Source organism: Dysgonomonas sp. Marseille-P4677, assembly GCF_016652235.1.
Lineage (GTDB): Bacteria > Bacteroidota > Bacteroidia > Bacteroidales > Dysgonomonadaceae > Dysgonomonas.
The window spans coordinates 21,132-42,682 of sequence record NZ_JAEPKU010000022.1; the positions used below are offsets into that span (position 1 = coordinate 21,132).

The window sequence follows — 21,551 nt, forward strand, 5'->3', positions numbered from 1 at the left end:
ACTGATAAATAATTATCTGACATCTTTCAAGATAGCGGGAGCCATAAGACTTTGTATCCCTCCTCTTAATGCTAGATAAACAATAAACGCAATCCATAAGATATTGTTTGCAAATATATCAGAAAAAATAAAATACACGAAAAAAAAGCAACCGACAGCTATCAACATGGAATTTCTCATCTGATGAGAGGCTGTTGCTCCAACAAAAACACCATCCCATAGAAATGCAGAAAAACCAGCTATCGGTATAAGGCAAACCCAAAACTGAAATTGTCGGCTCAGCTCTATTATATTCTGCTTATCTGTAAGAACACCTAATATTTGATCTAAGAAAAGCGCATAAACAAGTGTAAATATCCCAGCTATTATTATTCCCCATAAAAATAGTTTCTTCACCAATATCTTGAGCTGTGATCGAAGATTTGCTCCGATAAATCGCCCGGTAAGAGCCTCTGCAGCATAAGCAAATCCATCCATCATGTATGAAAATAGCACAAATAATTGCATTAACAGGGCATTTACAGCAAGTATATCTTTCCCGAGCCTGGCTGATGCCGACATAAAAAATGTAGTAACGGACACCAAAGCCATAGTACGGATAAAAATATCGCTATTTACTTTAAAAAACGGGATATACAACTGCAAATCCTTAAGCACTTTGAAATTTATATATTGCTTTAGTCTCCCATATCGCCAGTTCCAAATAAATAAAAAAGAGAAAAATCCGGTATATTGTGCGCATGCCGACGCCAAAGCGACTCCATCTAATTTCATCCTGAAGCCATAAACGAAAGTAAAACTCAATATAATATTAACCACATTGATACCTATAGCCACAACCATAGGAACTTTTGCATTCTGCATACCCACGTACCAACCATTGAAGGTATACAATCCGAGAACGGCCGGAGCCGCCCATACATATATAGAAAAATACTGATATGCATACATTTTGACAATGGGCCCAGCATCGAGAAAATAAAAACCAACTAAAGCAATAAGATATTGTAAAAGAATGATAAGAACTCCTGCTCCCATAGCAACAGCCAACGAACGCAATAAGATATTTGTTTGCTCCTGAGTATTTTCTGCGCCAAAAGCCTGTGCCGTAAAACCGCTGGTTCCCATCCGCAAGAATGAGAAACTCCAATAAATAAAATTAAAGATCATTGTGGACAGAGCGATAGCTCCAATATAATCTTCCGAATCGAGATGTCCTACAATATACATATCCACCAGCCCGAGCAATGGGACAGTAATATTCGATATAATATTAGGTACCGCTAACCTTAGAATGTTTTTATTCATGACAAGTACAAAAGTACTATTGTTAGCGATAATGCACAAATGTTAAATAGTAAGATTCACTGGTTGGAAAAAATTGTATCTTTACATCTAATAAATGAAAAGTAATCTAAAGAACGAATTGAATATATCATGGATGTAAAAATAGATGAAAGCTGGAAAGAACAATTGAAGGACGAATTCAATAAAGATTATTTTGTAAAATTGACTCAATTTGTAAGAAGTGAATATCAGACAAAAAAGATATTTCCACCGGCAAAATTAATTTTCAACGCTTTTGATCACACCCCTTTTGACAAAGTGAAGGTAGTCATTCTTGGACAAGACCCTTATCACAACGATGGACAAGCAAATGGACTATGCTTCTCCGTTCCGGATGGCATAATGCCGCCTCCTTCTTTAGTCAATATATTCAAAGAAATAAATAAAGATCTAGGTAGTCCTATTCCTAAATCAGGAGATCTAACCCGATGGGCAGATCAGGGTGTATTGCTACTTAACGCTACACTAACCGTACAAGCACATATGGCAGGTTCTCATCAAAGGAAAGGATGGGAGGCTTTTACTGATGCGGCAATACATAAACTAGCCGAAGAAAGAGAAAACCTTGTATTTATATTGTGGGGAGCTTACGCCCAAAAGAAAGCTGCATTTATAGATACCAACAAGCATCTTGTCTTAAAATCAGTTCATCCGTCTCCATTATCGGCCCATAACGGATTCTTCGGCAATAATCATTTTAGCTACACCAATAAGTACCTCGAATCGAAAGGTATAACTCCCATAGAATGGTAAAAACAAAAAAGGCTGCGAGAATCACTTCTGGCAGCCTCACCCTTAATAAAAATCCCTATGATGTGTAAATATGGGATTTTGTTTTTTTATATACCACCGTTGACGCCCCATGTTTCGGATGGTTTGTCCCCCATCTCAAACTCTAGTACGCCACCAGTCTCAATATCTTTAAAATCAATATAGAACTTATCATAGTCCTTACCATTAAGTGTAACACTTTGGATATATTTATTGGCAACGCTATTATTCTTAGCCACAACTTTAAATATCTTTCCATCCTTTACTCTGATTGAGGCTTCACTTACAATAGGGCTACCAAAAACATATTTTCCTCCCGCCGGTTCTACCTGATAGAAGCCTAAAGCTGATAATACATACCAAGCCGACATTTGGCCGACATCCTCATTTCCTGAAAGCCCTGCCGGTTTGTCAAAATAAAGTTCCGACATTACTTGACGAACTTTATCTGCAGTTTTCCACGGTTGTCCTACATATGGATACATATACAATACATGATGACTTGGTTCGTTACCATGTGCGTATTGCCCTATAAGTCCACTAATATCAGGAGAAGCATGTTCGCCTAACGATCCTTCTACAATGAATAAAGAATCGAGTTTCTGTACGAAAGCCTCTTTACTTCCGAACAAGTCAACAAGGCCTTTTATATCATGAGGTACTAACCATGTGTATTGCCATGCATTACCTTCCGTATAATCATTATCACGATGAACAGATTCGAAAGGATTGAATGGCGTTCTGAATTTACCATCCGAAGACAAACCTCTCATAAACCCTGTCGATTTATCAAAATAATGTGTATATGCTTTACTTCTTTTCAAGAAATATTCATAATCTTCTGTCTTTCCCATCGATTGAGCTACCTGAGCAATAGCCCAATCAGCAATTGCGTATTCCATTGCTTTAGACAGCCCCTCGCTTTCACCTTTATCGAAAGGAATATAACCATACTCTTTCATATACTTGAGGCCTCTTTCGTCAAGCATTGCTGATTTTTTCATTGCTTCGAAAGCTAGTTCTTTGTCGAAACCGGTATATCCCTTCAAAATTGCATCGGCTACAACTGAAATACCCGGATTTCCAACCATACAATCGGTCTCACATCCCATAAGATGCCATACTGGTAATTTACCTTGTTGTTGATAAATTGTAAGCATTGTATTTATAATGTCACTCATTTTCTCAGGATGAATAATAGTCATCAAAGGATGTGCAGCACGATAGGTATCCCATAGAGAGAAGGTTGTATAATTCTTAAAAGTACCTTGCTTATGCATTTGAGCGTCGGATCCTCTGTAATCATTGTTTACATCACAAAATTCGGACGGCGCAATCATTGTATGATAAAGGGCTGTATAAAAATTTCTCTTGATAGTATTATCATCTGTAGAGATGATTATCTTATTCAATTCCTCATTCCATGCCTGATCTGCATCTGCTATTGTTTTTTCGAAATTCCATCCCGGCAATTCAGCCTGCATGTTCAACTTTGCATTTTCGATACTAACCGGAGACAAAGCTACTTTTACATATATTTCCTCTTTATCTTTAGTATCAAACAGAGCTTGTCCAAATACCCCTACAGCTTTAAGCTCAGTCCCTTCTTTTACTTCTTCACCTTCCGACAAAAGGAACTTCTTCATTGGTTTTGAAAACGAAGCAGTGAAGAATACACGTTGATCATTGGCCCAGCCTTTAGAAAAACGATAACCAGATATGGTCGAATCGTTTTCGTATACTAAATATGTATCAACTGGCGCATCCCAGTTAAGAGCACTCTTCAGATCGATTACGATCTGTGCATTATCAGATTGAGGAAATGTGTATTTATGAAAACCGACTCTTTTTGTAGCAGTCAATTCTACATCTACATTGTATCTATCAAGATGCACTGCATAATAACCAGCTTTAGCAATTTCAGTTTTTCTGTTAAAAAGAGAATACATTCCCGAATTAGGATCGGAGATTTCACCTTTACCTAATTTCACATCACCTACTACAGGCATAAAGGCTATATCTAGTAAATCACCAATACCTGTGCCACTCAAATGCATGTGCGTAAATCCCCAGATGGTAGAGTCTGAAATATGATAACCGGAACACCAATCCCATCCTCCAGTTATATTTGTTGGACCAAGCTGTACTAATCCAAAAGGCACATTGGCCCCAAGAAAGACATGTCCATGATCTCCCGTTCCGATATAAGGATCGACATATTGTGTCAGATTAATACTCTGCAAATCTTTTGTGGATTCATTGCAAGAAGAAAGCAATGCGCAAGAAATAATTCCTAAGCAAATGGCTTTCGTCATTCGACTAATTTTAAAATTCATTATATGTTAGATTTATGATTCCTTATCTTACGTAACCTCTACAATATGACAAAAATAAGGAATAATATTATAGAAAAATGTTAACAAATATTATAATATCAAGAATATAGGTAAAGTATGGGGTTACCTCTCACAGTGGTAACCCCTACTTCCCTTTTTTCTAAGACCTAATACCATTAGAAAGATTTCAATTATAGAAATCGTAAAGGTATATTTAGATTAACTAAAACATTTCCAAATCTTAATTATAACCCGGATTCTGAACAAGTTGAGGATTACGTTGCAATTCATCGTGAGAAATTGGCCACAACAAATCAGATTCTTTAAATGTTGCATCTGAACCATTTTTCGCACCTACAAGAGCGACATAATCAACCTGACCTGCTACAGTTGCAGAGATTACAGGGAACATACCTGTACGAGTACAATCATCCCATATTTTGAATTCTAATGGGAATTCGCGTAAACGTTCAGTCCAGCATTCTTTTACAAAATTATCTTTCGACATAGCCTGAAGCTCTGTTTTATATTGGTCTACTGTTTTTCCATTCATATCTGCACGAGCTTTAATTTGGGCTAAATATCCAGCGGCCTCTGCAGTAACACCCTCACTCTGAGCAATTGCCTCTGCACCAACCAATAAAGCTTCTGCTAAACGATAGAAGTTCCAATCTTTAGTAGATTTTCCTGAAGTAAGTAGGGCCTCTTCATCGTAATAATACCAACAGCCAGCCACAGTCGAAGTCCATGTCTTGTTTGTTTCCGGATTAGTATAGTTCCAATGGAAGAACTGGTTCGGTTGAATTCGCAAGTCATCAGTTTTGTAAACCTTCAAGAATCTGTCTGTAGGACCAAATACTCTCTCAAAGATAGAGTAAGTACCGAATATAGATACAGCTGAAGAACTGAACGCATATGTTGGCCACCAGCCTCCGTTGTTTATTGTCGCATCATATTCTTGCGCATAGATAACTTCGTCCAAATCATCTGTACTACGTAGCTTATTGAAAGCACTACCCAAAGCTAAATTGTCATTCGTTGCTAATTTATGAGGAGATTCAATTACAATTTTAGCCATTTTTGCAGCATCTCCGTATTTATTCTGACGCAAATACACATTAGAAAGCAACATTGCAGCAGCATATTTTGTTATACGATGATTATTACTAGCAAATTTAGTAGCAGGAAGAGCATCTACTGCATCTTTCAAATCAGATTCCATCAATTCATAGACAGAAGCTTTTGGTGTTCTTGCCAAATAAATATTTTCCATTGATTCATAAGGCTCGGTAGGCATAGGAACATCACCAAAAGTTTTCACTAAATAATAATAGTTAAAAGCTCGGAAGAATTTAGCTTCAGCTATCAACTTAGACGCAGACGACGAAGCCATACTGATACCTGGGATATATTTAATAGCTCCATTGGCTACATTAATTGCTCTATAGCAATTATCCCAAATACTATTCATCGTGCTAGATACTGTACTTGTATTTTGTTGGCGGGTCAATTGACGCGCATACAAACAAATAGTCTCCTGACCTTCATAACTATTAGTAAAGTAACCTGTCAACATAGGATCAATAGATGCATTAGGGCCGACATAGGCACTACCTGCATTGGAAATACGTCCTGGGGCACCATTTCTATATAAATAATTCACATTAGCCAAAGCTTGTGCCTCCGTTTTATAATAAGCCGCTGAAGTCATAGATGATCTTGGCTCTTCTTCTAAAAAGTCATTACATGCTGTCATCACCAACAGACTTACACATGCAAGAATATATACTATTTTTTTCATTTCATTCATTTTTTTAGATTAATCAAAATGTTAAATTAAGACCCAATGTGAATGTTTTTGCCCTTGGATATGAAAAGAATGTCATATTTTGACCGAATTTATTTCCATCTCCTTGAGAAGTACTTTCAGGATCGTATCCTTTAAAGTCACTTGAACAAATCAAAAATAGATTATTTGCACTTCCATAAACACGCAATGCAGAAACACCCAAGCTTTTACATATTTGCGGAGTAAATGTGTATCCTAATTGTACCATATTACAGCGAAGGTAAGAACCATCGACAACCCAAGATGAATCTACTGTAGTATCCTGACCCGCATGACCAGAGTTACTCAAATAAATAGCCTGTTGCATAGTATTAGGATTTGATCCATTATATGCATCATAAAGAATACTACTTAAACCATTAGTGATACCAAAACGGTCATATGTAGAGTGATAGAATTGTTGCATAGTCTCCACACCTAATACAAATTGCATATCTACTGTCAGGTCAAAGTTTTTATAAGAGAAGTTGTTAATAAAGCTACCTGTCAAATCAGGAGTACCCTTACCAAGAATCTCTTTTTCAGTAGAACGTTTAGCACGGCCTACCTGATTAAGTTTACATTCTCCTGCTTTATAATCTTCTTCTGTGTAAACACCATATCTTCTATAACCATAGAAACTATTCATATTTTCTCCTACGCGAATAATACTTTCATAACCTCCTACCCAGCTATTAAGCAAGATATCTTCATTATTTTCGCCTAATGCAAGAACTTTATTCTTATTATAGTTTAGATTTAAAGTAGTACCCCAGTTAAAATCATTCGTTTTTATAGGTGTTGCATTAATCATTAGATCTAAACCTTGATTTCTTACCGATCCAATATTTTTAAAGATGGTGCTATAACCTGTAGAAGTAGGAATTGGACAATCCAACAATAAGTCTGTAGTCTTTTTATTATAGTAAGAAACGTCGAAATTCAATCGTTGTTTAAAGAGCCCCAAATCAAACCCTAAATCCCATTGAGCTGTTTTTTCCCATTTCAAATCAGGATTAGCCATTGAGCTGATATAAGAATATGGCGCACGTGCTCCATCAAGTAAGAAAGTTCCTGCCGAAACAGAAGCTAATGATTCATAAGGATTGATTTCAGAGTTACCGGTAAGACCATAGCTTGTATGTAACTTCAGATTACTTATAACTGAGTTATTTGCGAGGAATTTCTCGTTAGATACGATCCAAGCCAAACCTGCTGATGGGAAGAAAGCATATTTATTATTTTTCCCAAATTTAGAAGAACCGTCGTTACGACCTGTAACAGTTGCAGAATAACGATCTTTATATGTATATGCCAAACGTAGGAAATATGAATTCATTGAACGCTTGTTCCAGTCTGATTGAGGTGACGATGGAGTTGTACCAACAGACATATTGTTATATTCGTAAAAATCGTCAGCAAATCCCTCTGTATACATATAATCATAGTCGTAAGTAGTTTGATTCCATGATAGACCAGCCATTGCATTAATACGATGATCTTCCATTACCTTGTTATATGTCAGATAAGTCTCTTCTTGCCAATAAAGTTCGTTTGTATGGCTTCTGTATGCCCATCCATTTGGCATAGATATATTGTTCAGACTTACTGAAGAATAACCTTTAGTTGATTGTTGTTTGCTATCAATACCTAGCTGAGTTTTCAGGTCCAGACCTTCCATCAAATGGAATGTTAGAGCAGCATTACCAAAGATTTTAGTATTATATTTTAATCTCTTTTGTAGGTCTAATATCATTACAGGGTTAGACATTCCTTCAAAACCAAAGGTTTCGTTCATTGTTGAAGACGCAGATGTTGTATAAGCTCCATTTGCATCTCTTACTGGTAACCAAGGCACCATCTCTATCATAGTACGACGAGCATCTTGTCCACCTCCTGTTTCTGGAGTATATTGACCCCATGTATGATTCACCAATAGATTTACAGCTGTAGACAACCATGGCAGAGGTTTTGCATCATATGTCAGTTTTGCATTCAAACGTTTTGCATAAGTATTATTTACTACACCCTGCTGATCTGTGTAATTTAAGAATGCTCCTACAGAAGAGTTCTTTCCTCCTTGCTGAATATTAAACTGGTGGTTATGAGAAACAGCTGTACGCGTTGCTTCTTTTTGCCAGTCTGTATCATATAAAGGATTACCATTAGCGTCGAAATAATTTCTATCAGTAAACCATTTTGAACGATCTAAAGACCAGCTATTTCCTTGATATTTATTCTCATTTTCCAAACCTATCATGAAAGCGTCGGTCCATTCTTGTGCATTCATAGTATCCATATAGCGAGCAACTGAACTAAGGCTGATTGATCCTTGATAACTTACCATAGTACCTTCACCTTTGTTTCCACGCTTAGTAGTAACCAATATCACACCATTGGCTCCTCTTGCTCCGTAAATAGCCGCAGCAGAAGCGTCTTTCAAGACCTCAATACTTTCTATATCATTCGGATTCAATAAATAGAAATCTGACATAACTACACCATCTACAACATATAAAGGATCTGAAGATGAATTTATTGTAGACATACCACGTATAACAACTCTATTAGAATATGCTCCCGGTTGACTAGAGTTTGAGAAAATATTAACCCCTGATGCTTTACCACGAAGATTTTCTACTGCACTAAAGTTTTGAGATTTTACCATGTCATCTCCTTTAGCAGTAGATATTGAACCTGTAACATCTGATTTTCTCATTGTACCATATCCAACAACAACAATCTCATCCAGAAGCGTAACATCCTCAGCTAAAGATATATTTATATTACTTTGACCGTTCAATGCTATTTCCTGAGCCTGAAATCCTATAAACGAAAACACTAGAGTTGCATTAGAATCGGATACTTTGAGTGTATATGCTCCATCTATATCTGTTACAGTACCTACAGTAGTACCTTTAACTGTAACACTTACACCAATAAGCGGTTCTCCATTTGTATCAGTAACCTTTCCTTTTATCGTTTTCCCTTCTTGTTGAGGAGAACTTGAATTGGTGTTATAACTTTCATTCTTGTTAGACAGAATGATATGCGACCCCTCCATAGAGTAGCTAACATTTGTATCTTTAAATAAATCGTTTAATACCTGACTTACAGGCTTAGTGTTAGCATTTACTGATACTCTTTGATTTGTTTCCACCTTATCATTATAAATGAAAAGATAGTCGGTTTGCTTCTCTATCTCATTCAGCACTTTCTCCAATTGAGTATTCTTTTTATTAATTGTAACCCGTGCATTTTGAGAAAATGTATTCTCTGCGTAGATAGAGAGAATGCCGACGAATAAAAGTAACGTCGTGATTTTCATGATTCTAAAAAAATGTTTATTTTTCCCATTTTTAGGTAAAAAGTAGTCTTGAAAAACATTATTTTCCATAGATTTACGATGTTTTAAGTTAATACGATCAAATAAATTGTATTGATTTTTTTTTCGAGCCAGTAGGTATTGCAGTACCTATTGGCTTTTTTTACAGTATACTCCGCTAGGAATAGCTCATAAGCATTTGGTTTTAATAAGGTTAAACATTAGTTGTATCTACTTAATATAAATAATATGCCTCTCTGTATCTCTATTATATACGAACTTCACATCTTTTTGTAATACGCGAAGGGCATAATCCACCCCATCGATAATTCTGAATTTGCCTGTATATATAAGATTACTTATTTTAGGATTTTCTATAACAACCTTTACATCATATACTTTCTCAAACGACTTCATTATTTGATAAAAAGGCTCATTCTTAAAACTAATCAAACCTTCCTTCCATTGGTATGCACTAAAGTCATCAACAAATTCGGCCTGTAACTTTCCGTTACGGAGCAAAGCCTTATTGTTAGGAGTTAAAATTAGTATCTGGGAGGGATCTTCTGTTACATTGACTTTTACTCTGCCTTCCATAAGCACAGTTTCGAACTGAAGATTATCGGAATACGCCAACACATCAAATTTTGTACCCAAGGCTTCTACTATTCCATCTTTAGTCTTAACACGAAACGGGGCATCCTTATCTTTTGCAACATCAAAGTATGCCTGACCATCTAAAATGACCAGACGTTCTTTATCATTGAAAGAAACCGGATACTCAATTCTGGTTTTTGCGTTTAACCAAACATTAGTCCCATCAGATAAAGTAAGATTCAATCGTTGACCGGCTGGAACAGAAATGACTTGATTTGCTATAAATCTATTGGGTTTATTTATTTGTGTGAAATAAAACCAACTACCCAATAAGGTTATAGTGACAATTGCTGCAATTTTAAGAAACTGAAAAAGATAGGTAGATCGCCTTGAACTAATATTAAATGCAGTATTTACTCCGTTTTGTTCAACTACTGAAACCTCTGTATTCAGGAGTATTGCATCAAATAATCTCCGCTCTTCAAGGAAACGCTTTTCGTTCTCAGTAGAATCGGCCAGCCATTGTTTTATAGCCGTTTCCTCTTCTTCTGTAGCAAATCCTTCAAAAAATTTGTAAAGTAATTTAAAATCCATTTTTTCTACCATCTATATAAACAACAGATAAAGCAGGAACGTCCCTAGTGAAAAATGAAAAAAAATTATGCAGAAAGCAGAGTCATAATAAAAGTCATATAATCTTTTAATCTTTCACGCAAAAGTGATAACGCTTTAGTTATATGAAATTCAACACCTTTGGTAGTAATATTTAATTCTGCTGCAATCTCTTTATGTGACCTATTCTCATATCTGCTCAACCTAAAAACTTCAAAAGTTCTTTCCGGCAGGGTAGACAATGTGTCGTTTACTATTTTTTCTACCTCGAACGAAAACAGTTGTTCCGGATTACAGGCCTCAAGCGTCATAATACGCATCTGCGTTTCCCATACAACATTACTTTGTATATTATTGTATGCTTTATACCTCACCTCATTATGCTGTATATGATTGAGGCACCTATTTTTAATTATAGTCAGCACATATGCAGGAATATTAGAATCAGGAGGAAGGTTTTCTCTATTTTCCCAATAGACCATAAATGCTTCCATAGTTATATCTTCTGCGACTACTAAATCCCGAACATAAGTATTAGCAAAACGGACAAAGCGCAAACGATAATTCGCAAATAAATCATTAAAAAAACGAACATCAGAAATTCCTGTCATAGATTAGATGGTATCAAGCTTCCTAAACACATAAAACAAATTGATCCTATTAGAATCAACTGCCATTATTCAATAAACAAGCCCAAACTTATAGAACAATCTAAAAGTCCATTTTACCTACCACCTATATAAATAACAGATAGAAGCGAAGTATCCCTAGTGAAAAACTAAGAAAAAAAATCATGCTGAAAGGAATGTCACAATAAAAGTCATATAGTCCTTTAATCTTTCACGCAAAAGCGACAATGCTTTAGTTATATGAAATTCAACACCTTTAGTAGTAATATTTAATTCTGCTGCAATCTCTTTATGTGACTTATTCTTATATCTACTCAGAGTAAAGACCTCAAGAGTTCTTTCCGGCAGGGTAGACAATGTGTCGTTTACTATTTTTTCTACCTCAAACGAAAACAGTTGTTCCGGATTACAGGCCTCAAGGGTCATAATACGCATCTGCATTTCCCATGAAACATCACTTTGTATATTACTGTAAACCTTAGTGCGCACTTCATTATGTTGCAAATGATTGAGACACTTATTCTTGATTATTGTCAATATGTATGCAGGAACATTAGAGTCTGATGGAAGATTCTCCCTATTTTCCCAATACGCCATAAAAGATTCTGTTGTAATATCTTCTGCAATAACTAGATCTCGAACATAAGTATTTGCAAAACGAACAAAACGCAAACGATAGTTTACAAATAAATCATTAAAAAAACGAATATCTGAAATTTCTGCCATAGATTCGACGATTTCGAGCTTCCTAAGCACATAAAATTTAATCGATTCTCTTTAGAATCAAATCCGCTAAACAATATATCACCACATAAAGTTCAATGTAAAATATGGATATGCTGAGATTTTACACCGACAAGGCTATATGCGTATTATCACTATAACATGTAATGAGATAATTACAGCACAAAACTAGATTGCAATGCCCTAATTAATAAATAAACAAAAGCCGTAAGATTTTGTTCTTACGGCCTGTTATTTTATTCTGATAAGATATTAAGATACTCTCAACGATTTTCCTAAACGCAATGTGGTTTTTGGTGTAATACTATTCAATGAACACAGTTTAGATACTGTTGTTTTATATTTACGTGCGATCGCACCTAATGTATCTCCTTGTTTTACCCGATGGTAATTTACTTTTCCCGATGCGTATTTATTCTTGACATTTGCTTTGGACCTAGTAGCACTTGAAGCAAGATTATTCACGTTAACCCCTTTCGAACTCCGACTGTAACTACTTGCTGTAACTGTATAAGTATCTTTATGGCATACTTTATTTTCGAAGTCAACAATATTTATTGGGTTAATTGGGTTTCCTAGGAAACGAAACTCCAAATGTAGATGCGAACCAGTAGAACGGCCTGTATTACCTCCTAATGCAATCGGATCACCTGATTTAACCACATCGTCCTCTTCCACTAAAAATTTAGATAGATGCCCATACACAGTTTCTAAACCATTGGGATGACGAATTGTTAGATAATAACCATATCCACGGCGTTCGTATTGCTTCACACGCACTTTTCCGTCAAATGCAGCATAAATAGTATCTCCAACTTGCACTTTCAAGTCGATACCATAGTGCATTCTACGACGTCGGGGACCAAAATTAGATGTTACATGTCCCATTGTTGGCATTGTAAAATTGGCCAGATTAACCTGAAATGTATCCGGAATATTCTCTATTGAACGATATGCATTTACATAACGATTATTCCATATTCCTCCATAAAGATCTTCAGCAGGAATTTCATCTGCCGACAACACTCGCTCTTCTTGTATTTCTTTTAAAATAGATAGGTCTCTTTTTATTTTTATCCCATCGGCATAGAGATCATTTCCTGCGGATCTGCTATGGCGTTGTTTGTATTTTAATTCGACTCTATCAGCATTAGTTTCTGAAGAATTAGTCTTTTTTTGAGCGAAGCCACTCATTGGTATAAAAAACATTGCTGCTAATGGCAATAGTTTTATTCTTTTAAAGGTTACGGTCAAAATATTTTTACTTTTTTGCATAATATAAATTAGATCTCGTCACAAGCATATAAATGTGATAGCGTAGATAGTTTATAATCAAAAATCTCTTCATCTTTAAAAAATCTTTTCAACTCAACTCTCGCTGATTCTGATGAATCGGAAGCATGAACAATATTCTCTTGAGAACTTATAGATAAATCTCCTCTAATAGTACCTATCGCTGCTTCACGACCATTGGTTGCTCCAACCAGATTCCGGACTACAGTAGCAGCGTCAATCCCCTCCCAGCATTGGACAACAACAGGACAAACTTCCATTGAAGTTTTTACTCGTTGAAAATACGGTTTATCTTTCAGATGGGCATAATGCTCATTTAAAAGGGTATCAGTCAATTGAATCATTTTCATTCCGGCTAAACGTAATCCTTTCTTCTCGAAACGGGAAATAACCTCACCCATCAATGTTCGTTGAACACATGAAGGCTTTAAAATAACAAGGGTTTTTTCCATATTACGCTTAAAAAAGTTTCGATTTTCATTTTTAAAACCTTCAAATATAGAATTTATTTCAAGAGTTCACAAATAGCCACCTGCGAATTAAGGACTATTTAACATGATATTAGATATGTTTAAAAACAGTTTTTCTTTAAAGAATCAACAAAAGCCCCCAACAAGAAGCCCATTCTATCAACATTACAGCTATTATCAAAGCAATTCAGGCCAAAGCAGAAATAAAAAGTAAAAATACATAAAGGGATAAGGCTCAAACATAAAATATGCTAAATAAGGAAAACAACCTTAATAAGGTGTAAGATATATCATAAGAATAGCTGCCAATAACCAAATTAGATTACGAACATAAAAAATGAGTTAGAGATTGTAGCTGCTTTTATGCCGCAATCTCTAACTCATTTTTTGTATTTTATACTACTAATTAATCTTTAAACATCTCATCGAAGTCTACGACTTGTTTTCCCGGCAGTATTTGATTAAGAATAACTCCTATAATAGAAGCCAATGCCATCCCTTCCAGTGAAAATACCTTACCTATGTGAATAGCTGCACCACCGATACCGATTACTAAGATAACAGATGCAATAATAAGGTTGCGCTTACGGCTAAAATCAACTTTATTTTCAACCAACATACGCAAACCACTAGATGCAATAATACCGAATAATAATATTGACACCCCACCCATTACAGGAGTAGGAATGGTGGTTAACAAGGCGGCTATTTTACCACAAAAGCCAAATAAAATAGCAAATATGGAAGCTCCAATAAACAGATAGATACTAAATGCACGTGTGATGGCTAGTACACCAATATTTTCACCGTATGTTGTCACCGGAGGTCCACCGATTGCTCCTGCTATCATTGTTGCAAGACCATCACCCAACATTGAACGATCTAGCCCAGGATCTTTTATCAGATCTTTATTTACAACTTTACTTAGCACCAACTGATGCCCTATGTGTTCAGCTATAGGTACAATAGCAACAGGAACCATCATCAAAAGGACCCGCCATGTAAATGATGGCGTATAATGCACGAATGGAATCTCGAATGGAGGTAATTGTACCCAGTTTGCATTTATAACAGGTTGCAAATCGACAATACCAAGTATTAGAGAAAAAACATAACCACCAATAATACCGACTAGTACTGGAATAACGCTAAGGAACCCTCGTGTAAAAATTGCGGTTAAAATTGTTATAGTCAATGTTACTAGTCCTACTAATACATAAGTAAGGTCATAATCTCCAGCAGGATTATTTGTTGACATATTTACTGCTGTAACCGAAAGCCCAAGCCCTATAACCATAATAACAGGACCAACTACAACAGGAGGTAGTAGTTTCATCAACCAACCTGTACCAGCCTTTGCAATAATCAACGCAACAATAGAATAAGTAACCCCTACAAGGAAACTTCCCACAAGAAAGCTACCTACCCCCACACCCGAAGCAGGGTCTAACTCTAAAGCTTTTACTGCGATAATAGGGTTAATAAATGCAAATGACGACCCAAGATAAGATGGAACCTTACCTTTAGTAATCACAATAAAGACCAATGTACCTATACCACTTGAGATCAGAGCAACAGCCGGACTCATTCCGGTTAGAGCGGGCACCAGAACCGTTGCACCAAACATCGCAAACAAATGCTGTATACTCAGCAATAGCCATTGAGCCGGTTTCGGTTTCTCTTTAATTCCCAATACTACTTTTTTTTCAACCTCTTCCATTCTAAAATTTGTTTTTCACATTATCAACTAAGCATAAAAAAAGCCGAAAAATAAATATCGGCTTCTGTATAAATATATTAAAGATGTATATTCTTAGACTTTCTTCTGATTAGAATGTACGCTCCACTACTTATCATAACTAAATACACTAAATAGTCTGCTCTCAAATAGCCGGAAATTTTCTTTTCTTTTTTACGTCTTTCTTTTTCTTCAGAGTTTTTTTCTCTGAATGCTGTTCGCATTCCTTCTCCGCTGGGCATTAGTTCCGTTGCTGCTACATGTACACCTGTATACACAATTAAGAACATTATCAATATAAACCGCATCATATTCACGCTTGTTTGTATAGCCCTTGCATATGCTATTCTTCTAATCGGGGCCAAAGTTAATAATTATTATGTATCTTTTGATAGAATAACCCAAGAGATTTATTTATTAACATTTAAGCCATATTGTAGCTAAGGCTGAACATCTTACAAGATAACCTAAGCACTTTAAATATCGTTAATATTCCGTTATATTAATCAGAGAAAAACTTTAAATTCAGAATATCCATAAACAAAAAAGCCTTCAAGATAAATTTTCTCAAAGGCTCTTTTTATCTAGTTTATTCTACTGACTTCTTTTATTCCTTTCACCGTTTTCAGTTTTTTCACTAGCCCATTCAGCATATCCGTATTATTCAGAACTACCGATATATTTCCATGAAACAGCCCATCGTTAGAGTCGATGCTTATAGAACGCATATTGATCCCTGCTTCTTTTGCAATAATAGATGTCAAATTATTTATTATGCCAATATCATCATTACCAATTACACGCAAGGTTACTGTATAAGAAGAGCCCGATTTTCCCGACCATCTGGCCGGAATAACCCGATAACCAAAACGGGAAATCATATCATGGGCATTAGGACAATTACTGCGATGTATTTTTATTCCTTGCGAAGACACAAATCCGAATATCTCATCTCCGTATATAGGATTACAACATTTAGCTAGCTTATAATCTACTCCGGTAAGATTCTTATCCAGAATAAGTTCTTCACGACTGGAGACCTCTTTTGTTATATCCAAATTTTGAGGAATATATTTCTCTGCACTTACAGCTTCATACCTTTCGTGTGTTTCAGAATCTTTCTTTTCCAGTTCTAAATACTGATCTATAACTGTATTTATGTCCAGATTTTCCTCCGCTATTTTAATATAAAAATCGGTAATTGTCTTAAATCCCAGTTTTTTGATCAGACGCATCATAACGGATTCATTTATCTCGATTTTCCGATTTTTGACACGCCTCTTCACCATCTCTTTGGCTATCTCCACCTGTTTATTTGCTTCTTCCTTGAGGCTTTGACGTATTTTGTTTTTAGCCTTCGAAGTAGTTACAAAACCAAGCCAGTCTTGTTTTGGAGATTGATTAGGTGAAGTTACAACTTCAATCTGATCTCCATTTTTCAATTTATGACGAATAGAGACATTCTTTCCGTTTATCAATCCTGATACACAAGTAGAACCTACACGAGAATGAATAGAAAATGCGAAATCAAGTACTGTGGCGCCATACGGTAGCTTATGCAAATCGCCCTTAGGCGTAAAAACATAAATTTCATCATCATAAAGATCCAGTTTGAAATTCTCAAGTTTTTCCCCCGAATCCATACTATTATTCTCAAGCATTTCGCGCAGTCCCGCAAGCCAGTCATCCATTTTTGATTGGCTCTTTACTCCTTTATACTTCCAATGCGCAGCTAATCCTCTCTCTGCTATCTCATCCATACGACGTGTACGAATCTGCACCTCAACCCAACGGGATCCGGGCCCCATTACTGTGGTATGTAAAGATTCATACCCATTGCTTTTAGGGATAGACAGCCAGTCTTTCAATCGCTTTGGATTAGGTGTATACATATCCGTAACAATAGAATATGCCTGCCAACATTCGGCCTTTTCTTTTTCTAATGGAGAGTTAAGAATTATACGAATTGCAAATAGGTCATATATAGATTCAAAATCTATTTTTTGTTTCTTCAATTTATTATTTATCGATGAAATAGATTTCACACGTCCTTTGATGTCATACCTCAAATCTGTTTCTTTCAGTTTTTCATCAATCGGAGCAATAAACTCTGCGATATACTTATCACGCGATGCCTTACTTTCACTTATTTTAGCCAGAATATAATCATATGCCTCCCTGTCCGTATATTTGAGATAAAGATCTTCGAATTCTGTTTTTATATTGTACAATCCTAATTTGTGAGCCAAAGGGGTATAAAGGTATGAAACTTCGACAGCAAGCTTCATCCTATATTGCTCGTTGTATTTCTCGGCACATCTGATTTTGTGCAAACGACTGGCTATCTTAATCAGAATCACCCGCATATCTTCAGCCAAAGAAATCAAAAGTTTGATATAATTGTCCGATGCTATCGCAGACTCGTTCATCTCCAATGCATTCACTTTTATCAAGCCGGATACTATATCTGCTATATCCTGACCAAAGAGCTTTTGTACATCGGTTATAGATAGAGACTTATGGACGACCGGACGATAGAGGATCAATGCAATAATAGAAGCACTCTTCAAACCGAGTTCTTCCATCAATATAATACATGTACTAACTGTAAGGTCGGTAATACTACCTACTTTTTCATCTTTATAATAAACTCCTTCGCCCATTGCTTTCTTTACAACAGGTCTCAGTTTTTGTAAATCTTCGGCTGACAATGTAGTTTCCAACCCCTTCATCAGCCTCTTAAACTTCGAATAGGTCAATCCATTGGCATTATATACCGGGTAGTTGTTATTATCCATCGCCTAAAAAATATAATTATGGGATAATACGGTTTCTGAAAATTACCTGTAAAATTAATTCTTTTCTGATAGTATTACATCCTTTTCACTATTGATGTTTCTATTTTTACTCATTTTAAATCTTCTGACTTATATAAGAGAATATAATTGTCGCGAAAAGAGTTCTTTATTTTCTCTAATAATATTTATGAAAGAAAGTTAATTTAGAACAATATATTATCGAAAATCCGAGTAGAATGAACTATTTAGTCGGAATTAAAGAGTATTTTCACACCGGAATTCATCCTCAACAAAAAAAGAATCTACTTTAATCCAGAATAAGAAAAGATATATTATTATATGAAACCTAACGATTACGCTAAATTAGAAAAAGATTACAGTTTCAAGATGAGCTACTTAAAAAATACTCAGTGGTGGAAAACAATATTAATGCTTCCTCCTGTATGCTTTCTTTTTGTTGGCTTAATAGGAATACTCTATTTATTTAATAATGATATGCTTGTTTCATGGTATATCATACCCTATCTGATTTTCTTCGTCATTGGTACTATCTGGCTAAAAACGATGAAGAAACATCTCCAGAAAACGATGATGGCTACCGAAGGTTCATTTCATATATGTCTGGCAAAACCAATCGGAGAAAAAGGAGGCTATGTATATACAGTTTTTGCAAATAATAGCCGTCGGCACGACAAATACAACATTATAAATTTAGCTAAAGAATTATCTTTAGATGATATACTGGACAAGCACAAAGAATCTTTCAAAAAGAAATCTATATTGATACATAATGAAGATAATGATTCTGATTTCTTTATCAGAGCCTTCTTCAATAATGACTTAACAAAGCGAAATCCCGATTGGCGTGAAGACAACTTGTTCCCGGTATTATATATCAATGATAAGGACACATTTATCGTAAAGAAAAAAGACTTAATTTGAAAATATATCATCTATAATTAAATAGTTATCTTTGCACAAAACAAACAAAACACATGAAAATTCTACTAATAGGCGAATATAGCCGGGCACACCTTACTCTTGCTGAGGGCCTACGCTCTTTAGGTCACGAAGTATTAACCGCCTCGGATGGAGACGGATTTAAAAATTATCCGCGTGATATAGATCTGAGTCGTAAAAGCTCCGGTATAATAGATACATTTACAAGCCTGATGTCGGTGCTCGATAAATTCAAAAAATTTAAAGGCTACGATGTAGTACAACTCATAAATCCGTGCTTCACCACACAAAATGTACGTGTGAATAACCATCTATACAAAAAGCTTAGAAAAAACAATAAGAAAGTTTTTATGGGAGCTTTTGGAGATGACTCCTATTGGGTAGAAGCTTGCTTAGGAAACAAAATATTCGACTACTCGGAATTTTTTGTTGATGGAAAACCAATAAATGTAGACTTCAACCAACGCTTTATCGACAAATGGATAGGCACGCCTCTTGAATCCTTCAATAGGAGCCTGGCCCAATCTGTAGACGGTATTGCTGCCTGCTTATATGAATACTACAAAGCTTACGAACCTTATTTTGCGAATAAGGTAAAATATATCCCTTTACCGATGAATACTGCCGAGATTGAATTCCAACCAATACCAGAAGAACCTGAAAAGGTCAATTTCTTTATTGGTATCAACAAAGTAAGGGAGAAATTTAAAGGTACTGATGTTATGGAAAAAGCCTTGGAAAGGATTAAAGAAAAATATCCTGATAAAGCAATCGTTACAAGGGTGGAATCGGTTAGTTACGATGTATATCAACAATTGATGTCTCAAGCACATGTGGTGTTAGACCAATTATATTCCCATACCCCTGCCATGAATGCACTATTGGCTATGGCGCAAGGCAAAGTTGTAGTGGGTGGTGGTGAACCGTACATCTACGAGCTGTACGGAGACACATCCAATCAGCCGATAGTGAATGTACACCCTCACGAAGATGATGTATTTGATAAACTGGAATGGCTCATATTGAATAAAAAGGATATTCCTGAGATTTCAAGAAGAAGCCGCGAGTTTGTAGAAAAGAATCATGATTATGTGAGTGTTGCAAAAAAGTATCTGGATTTTTGGAATAAATAGATAATAAAATAAGAAGAGGTAACTTCTAAAGAAACTACCTCTTCTTATTTTACGTTTACCACTCGCTAAACCAGAAGCTCACTTATAATCTCTTCTTAGCCTCATCCCACAAAGCATCCATTTCGCCCAAAGTCATATCCTTCAACTTCCTACCCTGACGTATAGCTTCCTGTTCAATATAATTGAAACGCCGAATAAATTTCTGGTTGGTTCGTTCCAATGCATTATCTGGATTTACCTTATACAAACGGGCTGCATTGATCATACTAAAGAATAGGTCTCCAAATTCAGCTTCCATTTTGTCACCGTCCATATTTGATATTTCAGCTTTAAGCTCCAAAAATTCTTCGGATACTTTATCCCATACATCTTCTTTCTTTTCCCAATCAAATCCTGCATTACGGGCTTTATCCTGTATACGGTGAGCCTTTGCAATAGAAGGCAATGAAGAGGGTACCCCTTCTAATACTGTTTTATTTCCTCCTTTTTCTTTCAGTTTTATCTGCTCCCACGATTTTTCTACTTCACCTGCCGTTTTTGCAGCGTCGTCCCCAAATACATGAGGATGCCTGAAGATTAATTTATCGCACAAAGTATTGCAGACATCAGCAACATCAAACGCGTCTTTTTCCTCTCCTATCTTAGAGTAAAAAATTACATGTAAAAGGACATCTCCAAGTTCTTTTTTTATTGCTTCATCACTATTTTGTATAATTGCTTCACATAGCTCATAAACCTCTTCAATCGTATTTGTACGAAGGCTTTCATTCGTCTGCTTTGCATCCCAAGGACATTTCACCCGAAGTTCGTCCATAATATCGAGTAAACGCCCGAAGGCCTGCAATTTCTGTTCTTTTGAATGCATAATTAAATCTATTAAGAGAAAAAAGCAGATTCTTTCAAATCTGCTTTTCTATAGTTATTAGTTATATAAATTATTTTTGCTTTTTAAAATTATCCCACCCTATAT

At 35.8% G+C, this 21,551-nt stretch carries 16 protein-coding genes; 3 read left to right on the forward strand and 13 right to left on the reverse strand.

Annotated elements, in window-relative coordinates; genetic code table 11:
- Window positions 1–12: 12 nt before the first annotated feature.
- Window positions 13–1,308 carry an MATE family efflux transporter gene (locus tag JGH11_RS06410; protein ID WP_201110745.1) on the reverse strand — a complete coding sequence of 432 codons (1,296 nt, stop codon included), beginning with the start codon at window positions 1,306–1,308 and terminating at the stop codon, window positions 13–15.
- Window positions 1,309–1,437: 129 nt separating this feature from the next.
- On the opposite strand from JGH11_RS06410, the gene ung reads away from it, so the two are divergent.
- Window positions 1,438–2,100 (forward strand): uracil-DNA glycosylase, encoded by a 663-nt coding sequence (gene ung, locus JGH11_RS06415; RefSeq protein ID WP_201110746.1) that lies wholly within the window; start codon window positions 1,438–1,440, stop codon window positions 2,098–2,100.
- An 86-nt stretch (window positions 2,101–2,186) separates the two neighbouring features.
- Here ung and JGH11_RS06420 read toward each other — a convergent pair whose 3' ends face one another.
- The 11 genes from JGH11_RS06420 to JGH11_RS06470 form a co-directional block, all read right to left on the reverse strand.
- Window positions 2,187–4,454, reverse strand: a complete 2,268-nt coding sequence (locus JGH11_RS06420) for a GH92 family glycosyl hydrolase (RefSeq protein WP_201110747.1) — start codon at window positions 4,452–4,454, stop codon at window positions 2,187–2,189.
- A 241-nt stretch (window positions 4,455–4,695) separates the two neighbouring features.
- Complete coding sequence (locus JGH11_RS06425; protein WP_201110748.1) at window positions 4,696–6,255, reverse strand: RagB/SusD family nutrient uptake outer membrane protein; 1,560 nt, start codon at window positions 6,253–6,255, stop codon at window positions 4,696–4,698.
- Between the two features lie 22 nt (window positions 6,256–6,277).
- Entirely contained in the window at window positions 6,278–9,610 is a 3,333-nt protein-coding gene (locus JGH11_RS06430; RefSeq protein WP_236263892.1) for a TonB-dependent receptor, read from the reverse strand.
- A gap of 228 nt (window positions 9,611–9,838) precedes the next feature.
- Window positions 9,839–10,798 (reverse strand): FecR family protein, encoded by a 960-nt coding sequence (locus tag JGH11_RS06435; RefSeq protein WP_201110750.1) that lies wholly within the window; start codon window positions 10,796–10,798, stop codon window positions 9,839–9,841.
- A gap of 65 nt (window positions 10,799–10,863) precedes the next feature.
- Complete coding sequence (locus tag JGH11_RS06440; protein ID WP_201110751.1) at window positions 10,864–11,427, reverse strand: RNA polymerase sigma-70 factor; 564 nt, start codon at window positions 11,425–11,427, stop codon at window positions 10,864–10,866.
- Between the two features lie 180 nt (window positions 11,428–11,607).
- Window positions 11,608–12,171 carry an RNA polymerase sigma-70 factor gene (locus JGH11_RS06445; RefSeq protein WP_201110752.1) on the reverse strand — a complete coding sequence of 188 codons (564 nt, stop codon included), beginning with the start codon at window positions 12,169–12,171 and terminating at the stop codon, window positions 11,608–11,610.
- Between the two features lie 270 nt (window positions 12,172–12,441).
- The gene (locus JGH11_RS06450; protein WP_201110753.1) at window positions 12,442–13,464 is read right to left on the reverse strand and encodes a M23 family metallopeptidase; all 1,023 of its coding nucleotides are present in this window, start codon (window positions 13,462–13,464) and stop codon (window positions 12,442–12,444) included.
- Window positions 13,465–13,472: 8 nt separating this feature from the next.
- Window positions 13,473–13,934: a nucleoside-diphosphate kinase gene (gene ndk, locus JGH11_RS06455; protein ID WP_201110754.1), complete on the reverse strand. Its 462-nt coding sequence runs from the start codon at window positions 13,932–13,934 to the stop codon at window positions 13,473–13,475.
- 424 nt (window positions 13,935–14,358) lie between these two features.
- Window positions 14,359–15,672 carry a solute carrier family 23 protein gene (locus tag JGH11_RS06460; RefSeq protein ID WP_201110755.1) on the reverse strand — a complete coding sequence of 438 codons (1,314 nt, stop codon included), beginning with the start codon at window positions 15,670–15,672 and terminating at the stop codon, window positions 14,359–14,361.
- Window positions 15,673–15,749: 77 nt separating this feature from the next.
- Window positions 15,750–16,001: a hypothetical protein gene (locus JGH11_RS06465; RefSeq protein ID WP_201110756.1), complete on the reverse strand. Its 252-nt coding sequence runs from the start codon at window positions 15,999–16,001 to the stop codon at window positions 15,750–15,752.
- A 273-nt stretch (window positions 16,002–16,274) separates the two neighbouring features.
- Window positions 16,275–18,488 carry a bifunctional (p)ppGpp synthetase/guanosine-3',5'-bis(diphosphate) 3'-pyrophosphohydrolase gene (locus JGH11_RS06470; protein WP_201110757.1) on the reverse strand — a complete coding sequence of 738 codons (2,214 nt, stop codon included), beginning with the start codon at window positions 18,486–18,488 and terminating at the stop codon, window positions 16,275–16,277.
- Between the two features lie 339 nt (window positions 18,489–18,827).
- On the opposite strand from JGH11_RS06470, the gene JGH11_RS06475 reads away from it, so the two are divergent.
- Together JGH11_RS06475 and JGH11_RS06480 are read left to right on the forward strand one after the other, a co-directional pair.
- The gene (locus JGH11_RS06475) at window positions 18,828–19,430 is read left to right on the forward strand and encodes a hypothetical protein (protein WP_201110758.1); all 603 of its coding nucleotides are present in this window, start codon (window positions 18,828–18,830) and stop codon (window positions 19,428–19,430) included.
- Between the two features lie 53 nt (window positions 19,431–19,483).
- Complete coding sequence (locus tag JGH11_RS06480) at window positions 19,484–20,581, forward strand: glycosyltransferase (protein ID WP_201110759.1); 1,098 nt, start codon at window positions 19,484–19,486, stop codon at window positions 20,579–20,581.
- Between the two features lie 82 nt (window positions 20,582–20,663).
- Here JGH11_RS06480 and mazG read toward each other — a convergent pair whose 3' ends face one another.
- Window positions 20,664–21,446 (reverse strand): nucleoside triphosphate pyrophosphohydrolase, encoded by a 783-nt coding sequence (gene mazG / locus JGH11_RS06485; protein WP_201110760.1) that lies wholly within the window; start codon window positions 21,444–21,446, stop codon window positions 20,664–20,666.
- Window positions 21,447–21,551 lie beyond the last annotated feature (105 nt).